18 protein-coding genes are annotated in these 19372 nt (G+C 61.8%); 11 read left to right on the plus strand and 7 right to left on the minus strand.

What is annotated here, in order from left to right:
* Positions 1-34: 34 nt before the first annotated feature.
* Positions 35-2206, minus strand: a complete 2172-nt coding sequence (locus QM659_RS13165; RefSeq protein ID WP_415188746.1) for a transglycosylase domain-containing protein — start codon at positions 2204-2206, stop codon at positions 35-37.
* A 42-nt stretch (positions 2207-2248) separates the two neighbouring features.
* Between QM659_RS13165 and QM659_RS13170 the strand changes: the two genes are divergently transcribed.
* The 6 genes from QM659_RS13170 (at position 2249) to QM659_RS13195 (ending at position 6466) form a co-directional block, all read left to right on the plus strand.
* Entirely contained in the window at positions 2249-2773 is a 525-nt protein-coding gene (locus tag QM659_RS13170) for a YcgN family cysteine cluster protein (protein ID WP_127076927.1), read from the plus strand.
* Between the two features lie 236 nt (positions 2774-3009).
* On the plus strand, positions 3010-3426 hold the full coding sequence (locus QM659_RS13175) for a hypothetical protein (RefSeq protein WP_415188747.1): 417 nt from the start codon (positions 3010-3012) through the stop codon (positions 3424-3426).
* 81 nt (positions 3427-3507) lie between these two features.
* Positions 3508-3774 (plus strand): hypothetical protein, encoded by a 267-nt coding sequence (locus tag QM659_RS13180; protein WP_415188748.1) that lies wholly within the window; start codon positions 3508-3510, stop codon positions 3772-3774.
* An 86-nt stretch (positions 3775-3860) separates the two neighbouring features.
* Positions 3861-4553 (plus strand): response regulator transcription factor, encoded by a 693-nt coding sequence (locus tag QM659_RS13185; protein WP_415188749.1) that lies wholly within the window; start codon positions 3861-3863, stop codon positions 4551-4553.
* Positions 4550-5926: an ATP-binding protein gene (locus QM659_RS13190; protein WP_415188750.1), complete on the plus strand. Its 1377-nt coding sequence runs from the start codon at positions 4550-4552 to the stop codon at positions 5924-5926. The genes QM659_RS13185 and QM659_RS13190 overlap by 4 nt, the downstream gene beginning before the upstream one ends.
* Before the next feature lie 90 nt (positions 5927-6016).
* Positions 6017-6466, plus strand: a complete 450-nt coding sequence (locus QM659_RS13195; RefSeq protein WP_127076932.1) for an RT0821/Lpp0805 family surface protein — start codon at positions 6017-6019, stop codon at positions 6464-6466.
* Positions 6467-6784: 318 nt separating this feature from the next.
* Here QM659_RS13195 and QM659_RS13200 read toward each other — a convergent pair whose 3' ends face one another.
* The gene (locus QM659_RS13200) at positions 6785-7648 is read right to left on the minus strand and encodes a hypothetical protein (protein ID WP_415188751.1); all 864 of its coding nucleotides are present in this window, start codon (positions 7646-7648) and stop codon (positions 6785-6787) included.
* 117 nt (positions 7649-7765) lie between these two features.
* A complete protein-coding gene (locus tag QM659_RS13205) occupies positions 7766-9169 on the minus strand; it encodes a TAXI family TRAP transporter solute-binding subunit (protein WP_415188752.1) in 1404 nt (467 codons plus the stop codon).
* 158 nt (positions 9170-9327) lie between these two features.
* Here QM659_RS13205 and QM659_RS13210 point away from each other — a divergent pair, with 158 nt between their 5' ends.
* The 5 genes from QM659_RS13210 (at position 9328) to QM659_RS13230 (ending at position 14504) form a co-directional block, all read left to right on the plus strand.
* Positions 9328-10977, plus strand: coding sequence for an acyl-CoA dehydrogenase family protein (locus QM659_RS13210; RefSeq protein ID WP_415188753.1), 1650 nt, complete (start codon positions 9328-9330; stop codon positions 10975-10977).
* Between the two features lie 421 nt (positions 10978-11398).
* Entirely contained in the window at positions 11399-12367 is a 969-nt protein-coding gene (gene cysK / locus QM659_RS13215; protein ID WP_415188754.1) for a cysteine synthase A, read from the plus strand.
* Positions 12368-12474: 107 nt separating this feature from the next.
* On the plus strand, positions 12475-12912 hold the full coding sequence (locus QM659_RS13220) for a DUF1489 family protein (RefSeq protein WP_127076937.1): 438 nt from the start codon (positions 12475-12477) through the stop codon (positions 12910-12912).
* Positions 12913-13139: 227 nt separating this feature from the next.
* A complete protein-coding gene (locus QM659_RS13225) occupies positions 13140-13487 on the plus strand; it encodes a hypothetical protein (protein ID WP_415188755.1) in 348 nt (115 codons plus the stop codon).
* Positions 13488-13901: 414 nt separating this feature from the next.
* Positions 13902-14504, plus strand: a complete 603-nt coding sequence (locus tag QM659_RS13230) for a superoxide dismutase (RefSeq protein WP_127076939.1) — start codon at positions 13902-13904, stop codon at positions 14502-14504.
* A gap of 89 nt (positions 14505-14593) precedes the next feature.
* Here QM659_RS13230 and QM659_RS13235 read toward each other — a convergent pair whose 3' ends face one another.
* The 4 genes from QM659_RS13235 to QM659_RS13250 all read right to left on the minus strand — a co-directional run bounded on the left by QM659_RS13235 (position 14594) and on the right by QM659_RS13250 (position 19152).
* Positions 14594-15241, minus strand: coding sequence for a dimethylsulfonioproprionate lyase family protein (locus tag QM659_RS13235; RefSeq protein ID WP_415188756.1), 648 nt, complete (start codon positions 15239-15241; stop codon positions 14594-14596).
* A 4-nt stretch (positions 15242-15245) separates the two neighbouring features.
* Positions 15246-16241: a hypothetical protein gene (locus tag QM659_RS13240; RefSeq protein WP_415188757.1), complete on the minus strand. Its 996-nt coding sequence runs from the start codon at positions 16239-16241 to the stop codon at positions 15246-15248.
* A gap of 21 nt (positions 16242-16262) precedes the next feature.
* Complete coding sequence (locus tag QM659_RS13245) at positions 16263-17531, minus strand: O-acetylhomoserine aminocarboxypropyltransferase/cysteine synthase family protein (protein WP_415188758.1); 1269 nt, start codon at positions 17529-17531, stop codon at positions 16263-16265.
* A 277-nt stretch (positions 17532-17808) separates the two neighbouring features.
* Positions 17809-19152, minus strand: a complete 1344-nt coding sequence (locus tag QM659_RS13250; RefSeq protein WP_415188759.1) for a carbohydrate porin — start codon at positions 19150-19152, stop codon at positions 17809-17811.
* Positions 19153-19372 lie beyond the last annotated feature (220 nt).

A 19372-nucleotide genomic window follows, 5' to 3' on the forward strand; every position in this document is an offset into this window, starting at 1 on the left:
TAACCGGACGGTGCGGAAGGCGGCTATGCGACTGTTATTGCGTCCTCACGGGAGGGTTGTCCAGAGTGGCGTCCTTCTGCGGGTCGGCAACCTGCAGTTTTGGCGCTTCCTTCAGAAGCTTCGACAGCGAAGAGAGCATCTTCCGCGTCTTGGCGGGCATGCGCTTCGACGCGTCGGCGCCACCGCCGAAGCCCGGTTCGTCGCGTCTGATTTCCGAAAGCCGCTGCCGCTCCTCGACCTGCCGCGGATGCAGCGGGAGGCCCGGAATCTGCGGAATGTCCATGCTTGAATGCGCCGCAGCCATGTATTGATGCCAGACGGGCGCTGAGAGATGACCGCCCGTGGTGCCCGCCGCCATTTCACTGAAATCGTCATTGCCGAACCAGACGCCCGTCACATACTGGCCGGTGAAGCCCACGAACCAGACGTCGCGCGGGCCGGAACTCGTGCCCGTCTTGCCGACCGCCGTGGTGAAATCGAGCCGCGCGGCGGCGCCCGAGCCTTCGGTCACGACCTTTTCCAGCATGGTGTTCAGCGTTTCGATGTCCTCGCGCTTGAAGATCTGGGCCGGGGCGGGTTCGTCCCGCTCGCGGGAATAAACCACCTCGTCCTTCGTGTTGCGCAGTTCCACGATGCCGTAAGGCCGAATCGCCTTGCCGCCGCTTGCGAAAACGGCGAAGCCCGCGGTGTGATCGATCGGCGCGACGCCGGAGTCGCCGAGCGCCATGGAGCAGGTCTTCCGCACCGACGTCAGGCCGATCTTGTGTACGTTCTCAAGCAGCTTGTCGCGGCCGACATCGAGCGAAAGCCGCACGGCGATGGTGTTGATCGACTTCGCCATAGCCTCGTAAAGCGTCATGGCGCGGCCGCTCACGCCGCCGCCGTAGTTCGACGGAGACCAGTTTCCGCATGTCGGCGCAACGTCCGGGTAAACCTTGTTGGGCCGGATGCCGGATTCGATGGCTGTCAGATAGACATACGGCTTGAAGGACGAACCGGGCTGCCGCTGTCCCTTCGTGGCGCGGTTGAACTGGCTGTCGCCATAATCCCGGCCGCCGACGATCACCCGCACGGCGCCGTCGGTGTCCATGGAGACGAGCGAGGCCTGCGTCGCGCGCGCATATTTCGCCTCGCGCTCGAAGGCGTTGTCGATCACCTGCTCGGCAAGCTTCTGGAGCGGCACGTCAACCGTGGTGCGCGCCGTCAAAACGTATTCGCCCTTGCCTCGCATGAGGCGCTGCACTTCCTCGAAGGCCCAGTCGAGAAAATAGTTCGGGACGTACACTTCCTGCCGGTCGACGATCTTCGCGGCGTTGAGGCGCGCGGCGTGAACCTGTCCCTCGGTCATGAAGCCCGCATCGACGAGGTTCGACAGCACCTGATTGGTGCGCGCGCGCGAATCGACCGGGTTCGAATGCGGCGCGTATTTCGTCGGCGCCTTGAACAGGCCCGCGAGCACCGCGGCTTCCGCGAGGTTGATGTCGCGCACGGACTTGCCGAAGTAGAACTGTGACGCCGCCTCCACGCCGAAGGTGCCGCCGCCAAGATAGGCGCGGTCGAGATAAAGCTTCAGGATTTCCTTCTTCGTCAGGTGCGCTTCCAGCCACAGAGCGAGATACACCTCGCGGATCTTGCGCTGAATGGACCGCTCCGACGACAGGAACAGGTTTTTCGCAAGCTGCTGCGTCAGCGAGCTGCCACCTTGCACGACGGTGTCGGAGCGCGCGTTCTGCACAAGTGCGCGCCCCGTGCCGATGATGTCGATGCCGAAATGATCGAAGAAACGACGGTCTTCCGTCGCCATCGTCGCCTTGACGAGGACGTCGGGAATTTCTTCAAGCGGTACGGCATCGGAAAACTGGATGCCGCGCTTGCCGATCTCGTTGCCGTAGCGGTCGAGAAAGGTGACGGAAAATTCGCTGCCTGTGCGCCAATTGGGGTTTTTCGTGAGCTCGATCGCCGGCAGCTCGAACATGAGCACTACGGCGAGGCCCGCCGTGCCAAGCGTCATCGCCTCCGAAACGAACTCCGTCGCCATGCGCCGCGAGCCCGTCACACGGAAGCGCTGGAAGAAATTGTTGTAGTTTGCCCACGAGTCTTTAAATCTCGCATACAGGCCGTAGAGCGAGGAATCGATCCAGGAATCGAGCGCAAGCCAGTTGATTGTCCGGCTGCGCCTGTTCGGTTTGGTAATCCAGTCCCGCACGTGTCTTCACAGCTTCCCGTTGTCTTCCATCCGGCCGGTACTATGCCAAGAAACGAGTCTGCAAAACAGTTAAAATGGCAAGGCTCAATTGCCGGTACGGCCACTAAATCGGACAAGGCTGGGGATGAAGCGCCCTTCTGGAAAACGAAGACGCTTGAAGATATGTCGACCGAGGAGTGGGAGTCACTCTGCGACGGTTGCGGCCAGTGCTGCCTGATCAAGCTCGAAGACGAAGACACGGGCCAGATCGCCGTCACGCGCCTCGCCTGCAAGCTCCTCGACCTCGGAACCTGCCAGTGTTCGAACTATCCCGCGCGGCAGGATCATGTTCACGATTGCGTCAAGCTGACGCCCGAAGATGTGCGCCGAATCGCCTGGCTTCCCGAAACCTGCGCCTACCGCCTTGCCTCGGAGGGAAAGGATCTCGGCTGGTGGCACCCTCTCGTATCAGGCACACGGGACACCGTATTCGAGGCGGGGATTGCGATAAGAGGCTCCGCCATCAGCGAAAAAAAGGTGCGCGTCGAGCGCTACCCCGCTCATATCGTCGGCTGGCTCAAGCCCTGATCCCCCGCCGGCACGCCTGCCGGCCGCATTCTTTCGACAAGCCCTAAAATGGCTTCAAAACGATAGCACGGTTGCGGGCGCTTCGAAGGGTGCCTCCTTCGAAGCCTTGGCCGACGGTGCTCCGGCTGTCCGGCGGTCAAAGGCATTGCGTTCCTTCCGAACTGAAGTTTTTATTAAAATCGGAAAAAATGGCGGACAGTCGCGGAGTGGCCGCGCGGTTCGCGCGAGATTACGGCATGACATTTGCGCAAGGCGGCGACATTTCTCTGGAAGCAGATTTTGGCGGAACCGGCGTTTTCGTGCCGGTCGGGCACCTGCTGCAGCCGAAGCTTGTCTTGACCTCGGCCGTGAGGGATCTGCTTCGGGAGCGCAAGCTGGAGGAACGGCAAGCCGTTCTTCTGCATGCCGTCGCCACGCGTATCTCGGGCGAATGTGCCATCGCGAACGAAGCCGTATTGAAGAGCCTGAAGGAAGTGCGGGCTTCCTCTCTGGTGCTTGAGTGGCGCGTCGCTTTTCCCGGACTGGGCGCGGTCCGCGCTCTTTTCGCGCTTACGGCGCTGGAAGAAGCCACCGGCGCGGAAAGCTTTCGCGTGGCTTTGCACCTCGCCGGCCGCCCGCTGCTTGAGCCTTTATGTTGCGAAAATAAATGCTAAACTCCCGCCTGATCTCCAGCAAGGATCATCGGTTCATCGTGTGTTCAGCATCAGGAGTCTATCTCTGGCCTCGAACCGCACATGAAATACATGCTCGCTGCCCTCGTGATTTCGATCGCAGCCGGCGGAAATCTTTCCGCTTCGGCGAGCGAAGCCACGTGCTCCGCAAGCTGGACCAGAGGAAATTACAAAACTTACCAGCAGATCCAGGACGAGTTGAAGGATCGCCTCAGAAACGCGAAAATTCTGAAACTGTCGCTTTGCGCCTCGGCCTCGGAGCCCTATTTTCAGGCGACGATCCTCAACGAGTCCGGCAAGGTGGTGATCGTGAAGCTTGCCGCGCGCTGAAAAGCATGGCGGCGAAGGGCGCTTCTGGGCCGTTGACGACGGCATTCGACGTAAAAAAGTGTCTGGATCGGACCGCGGGGTAACGGATGCGTATTCTCGTGCTCGAAGACGATGTGGATTTGAGCCGCCAGCTCGTCGCGGCGATGACGGAAGCAGGCTATGCGGCCGACGCGGCCTTCGATGGCGAGGAAGGCGCCTGGCTTGGCGAGACGGAGCCTTACGACGCCATCATCCTCGATCTGGGCCTTCCAAAGCTCGACGGGCTTTCCGTCCTCGAACGCTGGCGCAAGGCGAACGTCAAAACGCCCGTGCTCATCCTTACCGCGCGCGACCGGTGGAGCGAGAAGGTCGCCGGCATCAATGCGGGCGCGGATGATTATGTCGCCAAGCCGTTCCAGATGGAGGAGGTGATTGCCCGCATCCGCGCCCTGCTGCGCCGGAGTGCCGGCGTCGCCAAGGCCGAACTCGACTGCGGCGAGTTGCGGCTCGACACTCGCACGGCGCGCGTAACCTACAAGGGAACCGCCGTAAAGCTGACCGGTCTCGAATTCCGGCTTCTTTCCTATCTGATGCATCATCAGGCCCGCGTCGTCTCCCGGACCGAACTCGTCGACCACCTTTACCAGCAGGATTTCGAGCGCGACTCGAACACCATCGAGGTCTTCATCGGCAGGCTGCGCCGCAAGATTCCCGCCGACATCATCCACACGGTGCGCGGGCTCGGCTATTGCCTCTCGGCCGCCGCCGATCCCGAAGGGGGCGCGAAAAAAGGCTCATGAAGGGCAATTCGCTCGCGCTGCGCCTTCTGATTTCGTCCGCGGCCTGGATCGTGACCATCCTTGCGATCACCGCAGCGATCCTGATCTCGCTGTGCAACAACATCCTCGAAGCCAGCTTCGACGCGCGCCTCAACCAGTATCTCGAAAACATCATCGCGCGGACGGCGCCGCAGGGCACGCACGACATCCGCCGCCCCGACGATGACGGGGAACCGCTGTTTTCCAAACCGCTGTCGGGCGCATATTGGCAAATCCGCCCGCAGGATCCGAACAGCGAGACGATGTTCAAATCCGCCTCGCTCGTCGGCGAAACGTACAAGACGCCGAGTGAACTCGGAATCAAGCCCGACGAGCGGCAGCTGCGCCAGACTTACGCCGAGGGCCCGGAGGGGCAGCTTCTTCGCGTGCTGGAGCGGGATATCGATTTCGGGCAGGAGAACGAGAGCCGTATTTTCTCGATCTCCGTGGCGTTCGATACCGCGGACATCGATACGGAGGCGCGCTATCTCACAAACATCATCGTTCTGACGCTTGCGCTTCTTGGCGGCGGATTGCTGCTGGCAACGTTCTTTCAGGTGCGGTTCGGGCTAAGCCCCTTGCAGGACATGGGCCGGCAGCTTGCCGCCATCCGCGCGGGCGAGGAAACGAAGCTGACGGGCACGCCACCGGCTGAAATCCAGCCTCTTCAGGAGGAGCTGAACGCGCTCATCGAGGCAAACCAGAACGTCGTCGAGCGCGCGCGGACGCATGTGGGCAACCTCGCGCATGCGCTCAAGACGCCGCTCAGCGTGATCATGAACGAGGCCGCTTCGCAGGAGGGCGAGTTTGCGGGCAAGGTTTCGCGGCAGGCCACGATCATGCGCCAGCAGATTTCGCATTACCTCGACCGCGCGCGCATCGCGGCGCAGATCCGCCCTGCCGTGGGCGTCACGGACGTCGGCGCGGAATTGACCGCGATTTCCCGCGCGCTCAAGAAAATCTACGAAGCGCGCTCACTGACGCTCGAAGTGGAATGCCCCGGCGGCGTCCGCTTCTTCGGCGAGAAGCAGGATTTCGACGAGATGGCGGGCAATCTCATGGATAACGCCTGCAAATGGGCGCGATCGAGCGTCGTGGTAAGGGTCGAGCAGCCAGCGGTCGCGCGTGGCGAACGCACCTTCCGCCTGATCATCGAAGACGATGGGCCGGGGTTGCCGGAGTCCTTCCGGCAGAGTGCCGTCAAGCGCGGACAGCGGCTCGACGAAAGCGTTCCCGGCTCGGGGCTCGGCCTCTCCATCGTCGCGGATCTGTCTCACCTCTATCGTGGGTCGCTCAGCCTCGAAGAGGCTGCGGGGGGCGGCCTTCGCGCGTGCCTGATGCTGCCGGCGGCGTAATGGACGCAAAAATGCCCGATTGCCCCGTAAACCCTTCCAAAAGGTTAACGGCTGGGAGGGGCAGCGATTCGGGCTGCTTCGCAGGGGACAATGAAGAAACTCACACTTTTATTCGCTTCGCTCGCGCTGGCAGTCGTGTCGACGGGATGCGCCACCAAGGAAGATACGGGCACGCTTCTCGGCGCGGGCACGGGCGCGCTCATCGGCAATCAGTTCGGCCATGGCGGCGGGCGCGTGGCGGCGACGGTCGGCGGCGCGCTGATCGGCGGCTTCATCGGCAATCGCATCGGCAAGTCGATGGACGACGAGGACCGCCGCCGCGCCTACGAAGCGCAGTATGCCGCTTTCAACAGCGGCCAGCGCACCGAATGGCGCAACCCGAACAACGGCCGTTACGGCTACGTGACGCCGCGCCGGGCCTACACCTACCAGAACTATCAGTGCCGCGAATTCGAGCAGACGATCTATATCGACGGACGCCCCGAAACGATGGTCGGCAAGGCGTGCCAGCAGCCCGACGGAACCTGGCGCGAAGCGTAGAGAACGCGTCCGATCGGGTTGCATCGAATCCGATCGGGCAAGAGGGCCCCTTACCAAGAGACAGACTGCTATCCGATCATGTCTTTCAACCTGATCGGATAGCGCTTTGGAATTCCGGCGCATGCCGTTTGACTCCACCTCGCGGAGCAAGGGGATGCGCCTTGCAACGTCGTGCAGCCATCGGACGCAGCACGACGCATCCGCAAGTGTGAAGCGGTTTTCCGATTGACGCGCGACAAGAAAAAAGCGCTTTGATACATCAATGCATACGGCCCGCAATTTTACACCAGGACCGCACGGATTAATTCACGGCGACGATCAGAACGCGTATTTATGGATGAAGTTCGCCAGCGCGGCCGCACCCTCGGCATTAGGGTGAATTTCGTCTTTGTAAAAACGAAGATTCCACGCGGACGCGTCGCCCCGGTAGATCTCGACAAGATCTACAATCTTTATTTTCCGGGAGAATCTCTCTTCTGAACCAGTCAGTTTCCCTCGAAACGACTCCCCCGACTTGAACTCATCGGTAGTCGGATACAAGACGATCGAAACATCGGTATCCCTGTAGTCATCAAGGAATTTGTTAACTTCCTCGACGAGATCGGGGTCTTTGACGACCAGCTCACTCGGCGTCGATGCTTCACAATCCGGAAAGGCATATTTTCTGACAGCAAAATATAAATGCGAAACGGGTGAGGATGTTGGATGCGTGCTGTTGCATCTCCAGGAGGAGGGAGCGTCAAAATCAGCACTGTTCAAGACGAAGACGATTTTCTTCGGACTTCCTATGAGCTTTTTCGATGATATGAAATAGGCCAACTCGTTTTTGAAACTCCAGCTCCCGTCCGCGATAGCAAAAACGTCGAAAGGTGAGATGGCGTCCAGTCTCTCGCCGACACGCTCGGACTGAGCCAAGGGATTACCGCCAAAGACGACACTGTCTCCGGCAACGATGATGGGCTCTCTTTCTCCGGGATAAGTTTTACGGCTTATCATCGATAGATTGTTGATCGTCCAGTCATTCAACAAAAACCGTCCACTCTGGTTCGCCAATGGAATATATCCGGTGGTCGGATTTGCGCTCCTGACCGGCACGTCAGCCAAGCCAGCAATTCTGACGGATGCTTCAGCGGCCACCACAACAAGAAGCAATGCAACTATAGCAGCTTTGATGTATTTCATTTTAATCTCCAGCAAATTCTCATGCGTTAAAATGCAAGCTATTTCGGCTAAGTCGAATGCAATTCATTTACACGATATTTACAACAAACGTCACTCTGTCAGGGAAGAGGGGCGCATTTACGCCCCGGTTTCAAGCGCGGGCTCCGCGGGGGAATGCGCCGCCTCGTTCGCGACGGCGGGCGCTGCCGGCACGCTCCTTGACGCTCCTTCGCGCAGAGACACGATGCGGCGGCGGACGAACTCCACATTGTCGCGCAGCGTGTAAAGGTCCGCCGAAAGGTGGGTGGGCACCGAAATGCGCCAGACCGCCTCTTCGACGCGGTCGAGGTCGCGTTCCTTCTGGGAGATGAACTCCGCGGACGCCTTCTTGTGCGTGAGGTTCTTCTCGATCCGCTTCAACTCGCGATACCAGTGCAAGATGCGCTGTCTCATCCGCCAGTTGTAGAGAAGCGGCACGATGCGGGCGAGCGGGATCACCACGCCGATCATCGGCAGGATCAGGATCGCCGCGCGATCGATAAGCGTGGCGAGCCAGAACGGCAGGATGCGCTGGAAGAAGGTCGGGCCGTTCTTGTAGACGCGCGTGGCGTCGTCGATCATCGGGAATTCGGGATCGTCGGTGAGGCTTTCCGGCCCGAGCGCGAAGAGCTTCGATTCGCCCGACGGCTTGAGCGTGGGCTGGCTCTGCACCTTCAGCACGGCTTGAGCGAGGATCGCGAGCAGCGCCGGATGCAGATCGTCGCTCACGAGCAGCATCGCCTTCGTCGAGACGAGCACGGTGTCGACCGGCGGAATGTTCTGCGCGAAATCGATGACGCCCCTGCGCATCGTAACTTGCGTCAGGTAAGGGTAGCGCTGGATGAGCGCATCCGCCTGCGCCATGCTCATCAGCTTGGTGCCGTCCTGATGCAGCAGACGTTCCACCGTCCTCGCTTCGGGGCCGAGCACCAGAAAGCCTGCATCCGCGTCGCCTTTCACAAAGGTTTCGACATAGTCCGGAAGCTGCGAGGCGATCAGCGTCGAATTGTCGGGTGTAATGCCGTTCGCGTCGAGAAGCCGCTTCGCGAGAACCTCCGTGCCGCTGCCTTTGGGGCCGGTCAGGATGCGCTTGCCCTTGAGGTCCGTGATGTGCGTAAGCGTGGCGTCGCCGCGATAGAAGATCCACACGGGTTCTGTGATAAGCCGCCCCATGGAGAAAAGTGTCGGCGATTCGATGTGGTTCGTGAGGCCGCCCTGCACGATGCCGGCCTGAACGTCGCTTGCCCCATCGTTGAGCAGCCGCAGATTTTCGAGAGATCCCTGCGTCTCGCGCAGTTCGAGCTTGACGCCTTTCTTCTCGATTTCCTGCTTGAGACGGAGCGCGAGTTCGTTATAGGGGCTGCCCTTGCTCGCGGCCGCCAGCACGAACGAGTCGGGCGGCGCGGGCTTGACGTAGCGCAACGTGAACCACACGGCGCCCACCGCCAGCGCCAGAGCCGGAATGAAGACGGCTAGATATTCCCAGGTGAAGAAGCGTCTCATGGTAGCGCTCCGGACGGGTTAGGCCGACCGTTCCGTCTTAGGGGCGCAAAAGGGTTAACGCAATCCTAAATGTCGCAGTCTGTATCCGCGCGCACGCGCTGCTTGCCGAAAAGCAACCTCTGGCGTTCAATCTGATAAAAATGTCAGCGGAGGAACGCATGGCCGATTACGAACCGCGAACCCGGCTTGAAACGCACGAGGTCACGAATATGCCGCCGCCCTTCGGGGGCGTGAACCTCTACGAGACGGATATCGCGCTGAAGGAAGCCGTGCGGCTTCAAGCCGGCGAGTGGGTGGACGGGCCACTATCGGCGCTCGGCGCGGCGGCGGGGACCGACGAAGCGTTGCAGGCTGGAGAGGATGCGAACCGCTTTCCGCCGGAGCTTCGCACCTTCAACCGGTTCGGGGGCCGCATCGACGAAGTGCGTTTCCATCCCGCCTATCACCGATGCATGGCGCTCGCGATGGAGCACCGCATCCATTCCATCGGCTGGCGCGAGAAGCGGCCCGGCGCGCATGTCGCCCACGCGGCGGCTCTTGCCATCGGAAGCCAGGCGGAGGCGGGCACGATGTGCCCCATGAGCATGACATATGCCAGCGTGGCCGCCCTTCGGAAACAGCCGGATGTGGCGGCGGATTGGCTGCCGAAGATCGTCGACGGCCTCTACGATGCGCCGCTGCGCCCCATCGCCGAAAAGCGCGGCGTCACCATCGGCATGTTCATGACCGAGAAGCAGGGCGGCTCGGATGTGCGCTCGAACAGCACGCGCGCGGTGCCCATGGGCGCGGGTGGTCCCGGCGGGGAATATCTGCTGACCGGGCACAAATGGTTTTGCTCCGCGCCGATGTCCGACGCGTTCCTCACGCTCGCCTGGACGGATCGCGGGCTATCCTGCTTTCTCGCTCCACGCATCAAGCCGGACGGCGCGCGCAATCCCATGAACCTGATGCGGCTGAAGGAGAAGCTCGGCAACAGGTCGAACGCGTCGGCCGAATTCGAATACAAGGACACATTCGCCTGGATGATCGGCGAGGATGGGCGCGGCGTCGCCACCATCATGGACATGGTGCACCATACGCGGCTCGACACAACGGCGGGATCGCTCGGCATCATGCGGCGCGCGCTCGCCGAAGCCGCGCATCATGTGCGCCACAGGCGGGCATTTCAGAAGACGCTGATCGATCAGCCCGTGATGCGCGCGGTCCTCGCGGACCTCGCGCTCGACTATGAGGCCGCGGCCTTGTTCGCCATGCGGATCGCCCGCGCCTATGACGGCACCACGCCGGAGGAACGCGGCTTTGCGCGGCTTGGCGTGGCGCTCGGCAAGTTCTACATCGCCAAACGCTCCGCGCCCTTCGTGGCCGAATGCATGGAGTGTCTCGGCGGCGGCGGCTATATCGAGGAGGCGGCCACGGCGCGTTACTATCGCGAGGCGCCGGTGAACGCGATTTGGGAGGGATCGGGCAACGTCATCGCACTCGACATTCTGAGGACGCTTCAGAAGGAGCCGGTTGCGCTCGACGCCCTGCTGGCCGAGCTTGCCGCGGCGCGAGGCCGTCATGCGGCCTACGACGCGGCCTTCGATGCGCTGCATCGGCTGCTCGGGGATGGAGTCGCGGAGGCAGACGCGCGCCACGTCGCCGAGCGCATGGCGCTGGCCCTGCAAGCGGCCCTCCTGCTGCGCCACGGCGAGCCGGATGTGGCTTCCAGCTACTGCAATGCGCGGATGTCAGGGGAAACGCGCGGCGTCAACTACGGCGCGAGCGGCGCGAAGCTGGCCGTGGACACGATCCTCGCGCGGCAATGATTTGTGCTCCGCATGCGTTGGGTCGCTGGCCACGGGGCAATTGACGGCATTGGCGCGAAAGGGCCGCGCGGCGTTCACCGCATCGCGGCGGTTTTCCCCCGAAGCGGCAGTTTGCGAGATGCCGGAGCACCACTTTCTAAAAAGTGCGCCATTCGCGCAACTCGTATTTCCTTATTCGGTCCCTTTGCAACAAAAAAAATGGGAATCCGCCTGCTCTGCACAGGGGTAATTCCTTTTTCATCAGTGCAGCCATGTTCATCTGGCGAAAATCCGTCGGAGGCGTAAGTATTCGCTTGAGCGTTCACGAATGCGTAAGGCTCGGCATCAGGCGAATGCGCGCGGTTGAGCGTTATGGTTTGTATGTCTTGTCGGAGTCCGGCGCGCGCGCATGGCGGCGTCAAATCGAAACCGGGAGAGTGTCATGGCTGAGAAAAATCACGCACCAGGACGGGGGCGCGTCTACAACTCCATCACCGAGACCATCGGCGACACGCCCATCGTCCGCCTCGACAAGCTGGCCAAGGAAAAGGGCGTCAAGGCGAACCTCCTTGCGAAGCTCGAATTCTTCAATCCCATTTCCAGCGTGAAAGACCGCATCGGCGTGTCGCTCATCGACTCGCTTGAGAAGCAGGGCAAGATCGAGCCGGGCAAGAGCACCCTGATCGAGCCGACCTCCGGCAACACCGGCATCGCGCTCGCCTTCGTCGCCGCCGCGCGCGGCTATAAGCTCATTCTCGTCATGCCGGAAACGATGTCCATCGAACGCCGCAAGATCGTGGCTCTGCTCGGCGCGGAACTCGTTCTCACGCCTGGCGCGCAGGGCATGAAGGGAGCGGTCGCGAAAGCCAACGAACTTCTCGCCGAATATCCGGGCGCGGTCATCCCGCAGCAGTTCGAGAACCCGGCCAACCCGGAAATCCATCGCCGGACGACTGCCGAGGAAATCTGGAACGACACCGAACACAAGGTCGACATCATCATTTCGGGCGTTGGCACGGGTGGCACCATCACGGGCGTCGGTCAGGTGTTGAAACCGCGTAAGCCGAGCCTCAAGGTTATCGCGGTCGAACCGGAGGAATCGCCGGTGCTTTCGGGCGGCAACCCGGGCCCGCACAAGATCCAGGGCATCGGGCCGGGCTTCGTGCCGGGCGTGCTCGATCGTGAGGTGATCGACGAGGTCGTGAAGGTCAACAGCCAGACAGCGCTGGAGACGGCGCGTCATGTGGCGCGGCTCGAAGGCATCCCGGTCGGCATTTCCTCGGGCGCGGCCATTGCGGCGGCGATCGAGGTTGGCTCGCGGCCTGAAAATGCGGGCAAGAATATCGTCATCATCGTGCCGAGTTTCGCCGAGCGCTATCTGTCCACGGCGCTGTTCGAGGGGCTTGCGTAAGCTTCCCCGCATCACCCTCCCCGCGCCGCCGCGAGACATCGCGGCGGCGTTCTTTTTGCCGAGCGCGCGGCTTGCGCGCGCCGCGATTGCATGGCATCGAGCCGCGCATGTCCGCTCCATCCGCGCCAACCGTCCACATCCTGAAACTCTGCGTCGGCTGCGACAGCATCGAAGCGCTCGCCGACTGGCAGAAGCAGCGCCTTGCTGCGGGTCACGCGCTCATCCATACGACACGGCAAACGCCGCGCCGCGAAGGTTTCGGCGATGGTTCATCGCTCTATTGGGTGATGGGGGGCTTTGTCCGCGTCCGCCAGCGCATCGTCGCCCTTCACGAGATGCGGGGCGCAGACGGCATCATGCGCTGCGGCCTGGAACTCGGCCCGCAACTGGTGCCGACGGAACCGTTGCCGCGTCGCGCGTTTCAAGGCTGGCGCTATCTTCCCGCCAACGAAGCTCCGCGCGATCTGATCGCGGGATCCACCGCCGAAGAAGGCGCGATGCCGCCCGAGATGCGCGCCGCGCTTGCGGAGCTTGCGCTGATCTGAACGACGCCCCGAAGCCCGCCACAAGCAAGGCTCGCTCAAGCTTCGCCCGGTAGCATGATCCCAGCTGCGCCTCGCTTCGAGGCTACCGCCGGTGATGTGTGTTTGATGATGCGCGCGAAGCGAGAGCATTTTCCGGGCATCGCAGAAACGGCCTTCGGAAATCGCGCGAAAATGCATGAAAGCGTTTCCAAATTATGCTTTGCGAAACGCTGTTGGGACCGATCGATATGAGCCATTGGCCAAGGGCAATTCGTGACCCGAGAGTGGGGTTTGCGGCTCTTCTTATTTCGGGCCTGCTCGCCACTACTGCCGTGACGCCAGTCTCCGCCTGGGAACGCGGGCCGGGACCGGGTGCTGCCTTTGCAACTGGCCTCGCCGCCGGCATTATCGGCATGGGCATCGCGACGGCGGGCCCACCGCCGCCGCCGTGGTATTACGGCTATTACGGTCCCGCCTGCCGTCCCGGTCCCGTTACCTGCCGGGAGTTCGTGCCGCCTTGCTTCCAGAACCGGTTCGGCGACATGATCTGCCCCGCGCCCGAGCAACGCTGTTACAGCCAGCCGGTCTGCTACTAGAATACTCCCGCTCCGCTCGCTAAGCGCCCGCTGGCCGCTCATGCCAAAGGGCGCGGACCGCGATTGCGGCGACCAGCGCGCGGCATGCAAACGCTGCCAGACGCGTCTCTCCGCACGCTCCCCGCCGCCCGGCACCGGATCGTCTGCGCCCTCTCGACCATGGCTAACAGGTCGTTTACTGAACGAGGCATTCATGCGCCGTTCAGGTGGAAAAGTGCAATGTCGCGGTTATCCGATCCCTGACGGTTAACCATCACGAACCTTTCCTCGGCCCACTTCGGGAGGTATGCAGTTCAGGGGCTGCATACCTCTCTTTCTTTTTACCTGAAGCTCGTCCGCTGGCGCTTGTGAACCTTCTCTTGCGAACCTAGTTTTTGAGCAAGATCAAAAGCTGGTTAGAAAAAGGAGATGCCCGTGGCATTCGAACTTCCTCCCCTCCCCTACGCCTACGACGCCTTGCAGCCCTACATGTCGGCGGAGACGCTGCAATTCCACCACGACAAGCATCATCAGGCTTACGTTGACACCGGCAACACGCTGCTCAAGGGGTCCGGCCTCGAAGACAAGAGCCTTGAGGACATCGTCAAGGCGGCCTATGGCAAGAATCAGCCGCTGTTCAACAACGCCGGCCAGCACTACAACCACCTGCATTTCTGGAAATGGCTGAAGCCGAACGGCGGCGGCAAGTCGCTGCCCGGCAAGCTCGCCGCGAAGATCGACAGCGATCTCGGCGGCTACGACAAGTTCCGCGAGGCGTTCATCGAGGCGGGCAAGACACAGTTCGGCTCCGGCTGGGCATGGCTGACCCTCAAGGACGGCAAGCTCGAAGTCACGAAGACGCCGAACGGCGAAAATCCGCTCGTCCATGGCGGCGTGCCGCTGCTGGGCGTGGATGTGTGGGAGCACTCCTACTACATCGACTATCGCAACGCGCGGCCGAAATATCTCGAAGCGTTCGTCGACAACCTCATCAACTGGGAATACGTCGAGGAACTGTTCGAGAAGGCGCACGGCTGACGCAGTCGCCACCGAATGCAGGCAAGTGGCCGGGATGTCCCCGGCCATTTTTTTCGGCTGGCTTGCTCGGATGCGGCGCGCAGAGGCGGTCAGGCGTCGGCGAAGGTGGAGAGCGTTTCCACGTCGCCGCTCCACGTGTAAGCGGCAATGAGCGGCTCGTCCGCGGTTTCCATCACATGCACGATGTTGGACGGATGAACGATGAAGGAGCCGGGCACGCGCTCCTGCGTCACGCCCGCCGCCGTCCATCGCGCCGTGCCGCTCAGCACGTAATAGGTTTCGACGGCCGGGTGGCGGTGTTCCGGATAACGGACGCGCGGCCCGATGGCAGTGATGCCGAGGCACACGTTTCTGCTTCCGAACGGCGCGATTGGCCCGACCAGTTCAGCCCACGCCATGCTGTTTTCAAGCCCGGGCAGATCGGCGCGCGGCTCGTAACTGTAGCGCCACGGAAGGGCGGGGAACAGCGGGCGGAACGCCGCCAGCACATCCGCGACCGTCCCGTTCCGCGAGGCGAGGTGGCCGGAGAGCGAGCGCGTCACGCCGTGGCCGCTCGGCTTCAGATGGTCGAGGTCGGGCCTTGCAAAGTCCACCTCGTCGAGAAGCGCAAGAACGGTTGAAAGCTCGTCCGCGACCTCGCCAGCATGGGTCTGGCGAAGCCGCGCGTAATGCGAGCGCAACAGCTCGATGGCGGCGAGGACGCCCTGGAGCGTCTTTGGTGCAACAGCATCGGTCATGACGTCATCCGACCCACGAGCGCAGCGCCGCGAAGGTGTGCCCGATCGCCTCGCCGCGCTTCCATGCCTCGTAAGCGTCAGCAGGCGCGAGCCGATCGGAAGCGATGCTGTCTTCGATTTCGAGCGCCCGAGCGCCGGAACTCTCGAGACCGACGCCGTCGAACGCATCGGCGAGGCGTGCCGCAAGGTAGAAATGGAACGGTCCATAGCCATCGCGCTGGCGCTCTGCATGCCCGCGAATGATCTCCTCCGGCATCGCCTGAATCTTCCAGCCGTAGGTGTAGATTTCGGACTTGAGCCCCGCGAGCGTCGCCATCTCCTGAAACAGCGACAACGGCACGCGCCCGCCGAGCATCGACAGCACAGCTCCCCCCGGCTTCAGGAAATCCGGCGCCTGTTGCAAGGCCAGATAATGGAGAGCGAGGAAGTTCTTTTGCAGAATGTCCGGCACCGGCTCCGCTCGCGGCGAGAAATGGCCGGAACTCGTGCGCTCGGCCGCGATGCGCTCCGCGTCGTCGATCTGAATGTTCGGCAGGTTCTCGTAAATGAGATCGTAGCGCGGCGACACCGGACGAAGCGGCGACAGCAGATCGCCCGCGCCCGCGTCGAACGCGACGCCGAACGGATCGCGCAGATTGCGGGTGATGTTGGTCAGGGCCGACGACACCACTTCCTCATGCACGTCGGTGATGCCGATCCGCGTCGCGCCGAGCGTTTCGATAGCGGCGAGCGCGTCGAGACCAACGCCCGTGCCGATGGACGCGAACGCCTGTTGCACGCCCTGGCGCTGGCGGATCAGCTTGAACGCGGGCACGGCGACGCTTGCCACCCAGTCGGCGGCAAGCTCGTCGGGCAGCGGTACGAAGCTGCGGTCGGTATAGGTGATGGCAAGCCGGCTGGCGACGCGTTCGGGCTTGCCCGCCAGGCCGAGATAGCGCGCCGCGTCGACCTCAATCGTCGGATGACCGGCGCGCGCATCGGTTTCGGATGTCAGGGGCATGGAAACTCTCCGCTGCGGCCGCTACTGAAGCGCCTGTTCAAAATCCTCGACGATATCTTTCGTGTCCTCGATGCCGACGGACACGCGGATCATGTCGGGCGTAATGCCGGACGCGCGTTGCTGTTCTTCCGTGAGCTGGGCGTGTGTGCTTGAAGCCGGATGCAGCACGGAGGTGCGCGCGTCGCCGACATGCACGACGAGCGCCGCCACCTTCAGCTTTTTGACGAAACGGTCGATGGCTTCGATGCCGCCGGAAAGGCCGAAGGTGATCACGCCGCTGCCGGCGTCTTTCAGAAAATATTTTGCGATGCGCTCACGTCCGACCGGATTCAAGCCGGGATAATCGACGAACGTCACGCGCGGATGATCTTTCAGGAACGTCGCAAGCGCCAGCGCGTTCTCGCTGTGCGCGCGCATGCGAAGGTGCAGCGTCTCAAGCCCGAGCGAGAACAGGAATGCGTTTTGCGGACCAAGGCACGCGCCGAAGTCTCGCAGGAACTGTGCGCGGGCCTTCGCGAGATACGGCGATTTCGGAAACTTCTCGATATACCGCGCGCCGTAATAAGTCGGGTCCGGCTCTGTGATGTCGGGGAACTTGCCGTTCGTCCAGTCGTAATTGCCGCCGTCGATCACGATGCCGCCGATGCTGGTCGCGTGACCGTCGATATACTTGCTGGCGGAGTGCGTGACGATGTTCGCCCCGTGCAGGAACGGATTACAGAGCACAGGCGTGGCGAGGGTGTTGTCCACGATGAAAGGCACGTCGAAGCGACGCGCGAGGCTTGCGAGCTTGTCGAAATCGAGGATGTTCAGGCCGGGATTGCCGATGGTTTCGCCGAACAGAACCTTGGTGTTCGGGCGAAACAGCGCCGCGATTTCTTCCTCGGATTGCTCCGGCTCGAAGAACGAGGTCTCGATGCCGTATTTCTTCAGCGTATTGTTGAAGAGCGAGAACGAGCCGCCATAAAGCGCCGTCGACGAAACCGCGTGATCGCCTTCCTTCAGGATATTGGTCAGGGCAAGCACGTTTGCGGCCTGGCCCGATGCCGTCGCGACGGCGGCGGCGCCGCCTTCAAGAATGCGCACCTTCTCCTCGAAGGCGGTCACGGTCGGATTGCCGGTGCGGCTGTATTTGTAGCCGAACTCCTGAAGCGTCATCACGCGATTCACCTGCGCGATGTCGTCATATTTGTAGGTCGTGCTCTGCACGATGGGAGCGATGCGAGGCTCGCCCACCTTGGGCGCATACCCCGCCTGAATACAGAGCGTACCTTTTCCGTAAGTCGTCATGGCTTTCCAGTATCCTCAACGGAGGAAAGCTGCGCGGAAAGCCCGCGCAGCAAATCCATTCTCGGCGCTTGCCATTTGGGTGCGGCAATTAGAAGAAAGTTCTAACCGAGTTGAGGACACAAGTGCAGGAAAATTTGCATCCGATCCCGCGCGCTGGCGGCGGCGAAATCGGATGCAAACGTCAAAGCTGCATGGGAACCAATGCGTTACTGGCAGTCTTGGGCGCATACGGGGTTCAAGACATGCCGTCACCGAACCGAACGTATGCGCCTGGGTTTTAGTAAGCGACGGAGACGCGCACGCCACCGTAGATCGCGTCATCGCCGCCCTTTTCGATACCACCGACGTTCCACATGTACTGGAGGTCAGGCTGGATGGTCAGGCCGGGCACGATCTGCGCCTTGTAGAAAAGTTCGACGACAGACTCGTACTTCGAATTCGCAAAATCATCGCTATACTTGATCGCGTCGTCAGACACGCTCGCATAGGCGAAGCCAGCCCCGAAGCTGTCGTCCGGACGGCTCGGGATGAAGCCGGAGAAGACAACGCCGCCGTCGAAGTAGAAGTCCACCGCGTTACGATCCGAGGGCGTGCCGGCGACGCGGGCAAACACGTTGATGCCCTTCTTCGGGTCGTCAGGCAGCGCGTAGATCTGCTGGTCGATCGAGGCGTAGAAGCCGTAGTTCGAGTCGAACAGACCCGTCTTGTAAACCTCGAAGAAGCTCTTGTCCTCGGTGTGCTGCCACGAACCGAGCTTGATCGTGCCGGGCAGGCTCGTTATGCCGGACGGAGCAGGAGCGAAGTCCTTGTAGCCCTTGTAACCGCCGTCCTTCAGGCCGCCTTCCGCCTTGGCGGGCTGATTGTACTTGTATTGCAGTTCCTGGATCAGGAACGGATCGTCATTCGTACGGAACGCCGTACCATTCTCGTTGGTGTCGCCAGCGGGATTAGTCGGGCTACCGTTGTAGATCGCCGCGAGGAAGGTCAGATTATCGGTGAGGTCGACCTTGACGCGGGCACCCGGCGTGGCCAGCGGATAGGCGTTCGCATATCCGACGTCCGCCGCCCAGATGCCCGCCCAGCCGAAAGTCGAGTTGATGAAGTTGCCGCCGGTTTCGCTGGTGAAGAACTCGCTGTCGACTGCGAGCTGACCGGCGCGGATCGAAACGCGCTCGCCGAACTTCTGTTCGAGGTAGAGTTCGAAAAGGTACGTGCTCGGATCGGCTTCGATGGAACTGATCGCCATGATCGGCTCGCCGAGATGGCCGCCGAGACCGCGCCCATGGAGCTGGTAGCCATTGGCGTGGAAGGTCAATCCCTTGAGGCCCCAAAGCTTTTCGAGGTCTGCGTCGACGAGGAGTTCGAGGCGTCCCTGATAGGTCGAACCGTCCTTCGCGCCGCCCGAGCTGGAGAATGTCTCGCCGATGTAGTTGATGCCGTAGGTGATGCCTCTTTCTGCGAGCGCGGCGCGAGCGCTGGCATCGGGTCCGCCGTTCAGGCTGGTTGCGATGGAGGCCTCTGGAAGGCCGTCCTTCTCGTCCGCCAGCGCGGCGGTCGCGCCAAAGCCAAGCGCAAAGATTGCAGCGGCGCTGCACGCCGTGCCCATCGTCTTCATTGTCATGTGTGTGCCCCCCAAAGGTCACCTTCGCCCAATTCGAAGCCTAGCCCGGCCCCTTCTTCAACAGTTCTACTCACGGCCGCCGATCGCAACCGCCCCACCAACAAGCACCATCCGATGCCTATGAAAACGAACGGCGGGAGCTATGCAGCCAAAAATCGTAGCACCATAAAGATTCAGATATCGATGCTTCGGATGCGGGTCAATCGACTAGACTTGCAAT

Origin of the sequence: Rhodomicrobium sp. (genome assembly GCF_047605405.1) — a bacterium.
Classification (GTDB): Bacteria; Pseudomonadota; Alphaproteobacteria; order Rhizobiales; family Rhodomicrobiaceae; genus Rhodomicrobium; species Rhodomicrobium lacus.

Bases quoted from the DNA above. Each gene is read 5' to 3' on its own strand.
- QM659_RS13170 (WP_127076927.1), top strand. From the start codon at position 2,249: ATGCCAAGAAACGAGTCTGCAAAACAGTTAAAATGGCAAGGCTCAATT.
- QM659_RS13175 (WP_415188747.1), top strand. From the start codon at position 3,010: ATGACATTTGCGCAAGGCGGCGACATTTCTCTGGAAGCAGATTTTGGC.
- QM659_RS13180 (WP_415188748.1), top strand. From the start codon at position 3,508: ATGAAATACATGCTCGCTGCCCTCGTGATTTCGATCGCAGCCGGCGGA.
- QM659_RS13185 (WP_415188749.1), top strand. From the start codon at position 3,861: ATGCGTATTCTCGTGCTCGAAGACGATGTGGATTTGAGCCGCCAGCTC.
- QM659_RS13190 (WP_415188750.1), top strand. From the start codon at position 4,550: ATGAAGGGCAATTCGCTCGCGCTGCGCCTTCTGATTTCGTCCGCGGCC.
- QM659_RS13195 (WP_127076932.1), top strand. From the start codon at position 6,017: ATGAAGAAACTCACACTTTTATTCGCTTCGCTCGCGCTGGCAGTCGTG.
- QM659_RS13200 (WP_415188751.1), bottom strand. From the start codon at position 7,648: ATGAAATACATCAAAGCTGCTATAGTTGCATTGCTTCTTGTTGTGGTG.
- QM659_RS13205 (WP_415188752.1), bottom strand. From the start codon at position 9,169: ATGAGACGCTTCTTCACCTGGGAATATCTAGCCGTCTTCATTCCGGCT.
- QM659_RS13210 (WP_415188753.1), top strand. From the start codon at position 9,328: ATGGCCGATTACGAACCGCGAACCCGGCTTGAAACGCACGAGGTCACG.
- cysK (WP_415188754.1), top strand. From the start codon at position 11,399: ATGGCTGAGAAAAATCACGCACCAGGACGGGGGCGCGTCTACAACTCC.
- QM659_RS13220 (WP_127076937.1), top strand. From the start codon at position 12,475: ATGTCCGCTCCATCCGCGCCAACCGTCCACATCCTGAAACTCTGCGTC.
- QM659_RS13225 (WP_415188755.1), top strand. From the start codon at position 13,140: ATGAGCCATTGGCCAAGGGCAATTCGTGACCCGAGAGTGGGGTTTGCG.
- QM659_RS13235 (WP_415188756.1), bottom strand. From the start codon at position 15,241: ATGACCGATGCTGTTGCACCAAAGACGCTCCAGGGCGTCCTCGCCGCC.
- QM659_RS13240 (WP_415188757.1), bottom strand. From the start codon at position 16,241: ATGCCCCTGACATCCGAAACCGATGCGCGCGCCGGTCATCCGACGATT.
- QM659_RS13245 (WP_415188758.1), bottom strand. From the start codon at position 17,531: ATGACGACTTACGGAAAAGGTACGCTCTGTATTCAGGCGGGGTATGCG.
- QM659_RS13250 (WP_415188759.1), bottom strand. From the start codon at position 19,152: ATGACAATGAAGACGATGGGCACGGCGTGCAGCGCCGCTGCAATCTTT.